General features: G+C 40.7%; 1 protein-coding gene. It reads left to right on the forward strand.

Annotated features, from left to right (window positions below; genetic code table 11):
* Positions 1-1,211: 1,211 nt before the first annotated feature.
* Positions 1,212-2,352, forward strand: a 1,141-nt coding sequence (locus H6S82_RS29240; RefSeq protein ID WP_191057178.1) for a multicopper oxidase domain-containing protein, incomplete at its 3' end; no start/stop codon positions are given.

Consider the following 2,352-nt stretch of genomic DNA (forward strand, 5'->3'; position numbering starts at 1 on the left):
ATCAAAAAACTTTGACCGAGCTAAGAACCGCGCTATGGTTGCGATCGCTTATTGATTTTCCATAACTGGGAAATCGAGCTTTCGAGGATTTGCTTTGACTTGTGCTTTATTTTGAACGCCCTGTACCTTAAAGGCTTTCTAAAACTAAAAGTTTTTGTGATTAATTTTAAGTTTGCATCGTAGGACTGGCACGAGCGCTTATTTGATGTATTATTCCCGATCTTAATGATAAATTAGTAATAACTACTGCTGCTCACATTGAATTTAAACGATACTTTTTTAAAATTATCAAGCTCGAATTTACTCAATTTAAGTTTTGGCATAAAGGGAGTTTTCAAGATAACGTAATCAAATCTAGTATGTTGGGGAAACATTCTTAAGTTTAATTTCTTCAGGCTCATCCATATATAGTAAGCTATAGCTTTAAGAAAAACGAAAAATTATGGCCTAGAAGCTAGAAAAATCAAAAAACCTTAAAATAAGGGTATTTAACGCGGATTAAAACCAAACTCTCAGATCGATCGCAAGATGCTAGCCGCTCTTTTATTCAAATCAGAAAATTTTTGTCTGCGGTCAGTCAATCTGAGAGAGGCTTAATCTATGTCTACTTCTACGGCTGAGTTTGGTTTAAAAGCAAACGGTATTGTACTTTATGGGAAAAGCGATAATTTTTAACTTTTTCTTAACTTTACAAAGAGATTGCTCTCAAAGATTCCTGATTTTGGTAAAAGCCAGTACAAAAAGAGCAAAAGGGGTAGAGAAAAGTTGGATCGGGCAAAATTTACAACTAAATTAACAATAGAGGTCAAAATTTACAACTAAATTAACAATAGATTACATCCGTTAAAACGTGCAACGGATCGCTACCTAGATGTTACAGTTCGGTTATATTCAAACGGTCGTTTAATTCGTTACAGCAGCCATAATCCCCTTTACGAAAAGCTTCTGTTGTGCCACAATCGAATGGCACTAAGTTAAGAGGATTTTCTTGGGATTGGGCACAAAGAATAAATAGTAGTAAAATAGACAACCGGATCGGAATTGCTATCCCTTATGCCTCGACAAGGGGTGATTTTTCTGCTTATCTTAGTGCTACTGATGGCAAATCGATCGGACAGCTAAGATCGGGCTTGATGTAAAGAAAATATTACAGATAGCAACAAAAAGACAACAATCTTAATTTCTAACTGTGGTTAGGAGGTAGGTAAATTATGACTTCACAAGCACTGAAGGACGCTTATATTATTGGCTCGCAGAACTTTCAAAATTGGAGTCCTGGGTACGATACATCAGGTTATTTAAAAGTTTTACCGCATCCAGATCAAAAAGTTGTCTATAAAGATCCTTTTAAAGATTGGCAGGAAGGTCGTGCGGGCAACTATTATTCCAGTTGGGGGCCACAAAAGGAATTGAATATCACCCTACGACTGGAAGATCTGGCCCAGGTTAAAATCGATGGATTTGGAACTGTTAAATCGGGAGATGGGATAATTCCCTGGCTGAACAACGAGAAAACGCCCTACGATCGTTTTAGAGGCTATAACGGGACAATACCCGGCCCGATGATCATTACGGAGCCAGGGGACACAATTAACATCAGACTGGAAAATTACTTAGAAGATTCAGCACTGGGAAAGCCGGTGACAACGAACTTACATACCCACGGACTGCACGTTTCGCCTGTTGGGTATGGAGATAACGTTCTGATACCAGTGAACCCAGGAGAAAGTTGGCCTGTCAGTATCAAGATTCCCGACAACCATTTTATCGGATTGGATTGGTATCACCCGCACCTGCACGGCAATACAAACGAAAAAGTTGCCTCCGGATTAGGCGGTAATTTGCTAATTGCACCTCCGCATGACCTGCCAGATCTAGCGAAATGGGACCCTACAGAGAGACCCATGTACTTTATGGCGCTTCAGACTTATGGAATCCAGCAAGTCGATCGCGTAGGTAGCGCCAACGATCCTTTAAACCAAGACCCTACAAAGGTAGTTCCTGCGGGTACGCCACTAGAAGTTTTAGGAAACGAAAACGGCGAAAATATTTACGAGCGATCGGATGCCTCTTTCATGGGTTACAATGCCAAACCTGCGGAAGGGAATTACGATCCCAAACAGCCGACAGGGGGAGCGCCTCCCTTATTTCCATATGGCGGCGGGCCGTTAGGAGAACCTGTCGAGAATATAATTCACACAGTTAACGGTCAATACAACCCCAGCCTGGATATTCAGACTGGTGCATGGAATCTGTTTACTTTTGCCAACATGGACAGCAATGCTTTCCACGTTATTCAATTAGTCAGAGATGACGGGCAAAATCTGATTCCTCAGCCAATGATATTGGTGG

The sequence above is a fragment of the Planktothrix sp. FACHB-1355 genome, assembly GCF_014748295.1.
Taxonomy (GTDB): domain Bacteria; phylum Cyanobacteriota; class Cyanobacteriia; order Cyanobacteriales; family Aerosakkonemataceae; genus Aerosakkonema; species Aerosakkonema funiforme_A.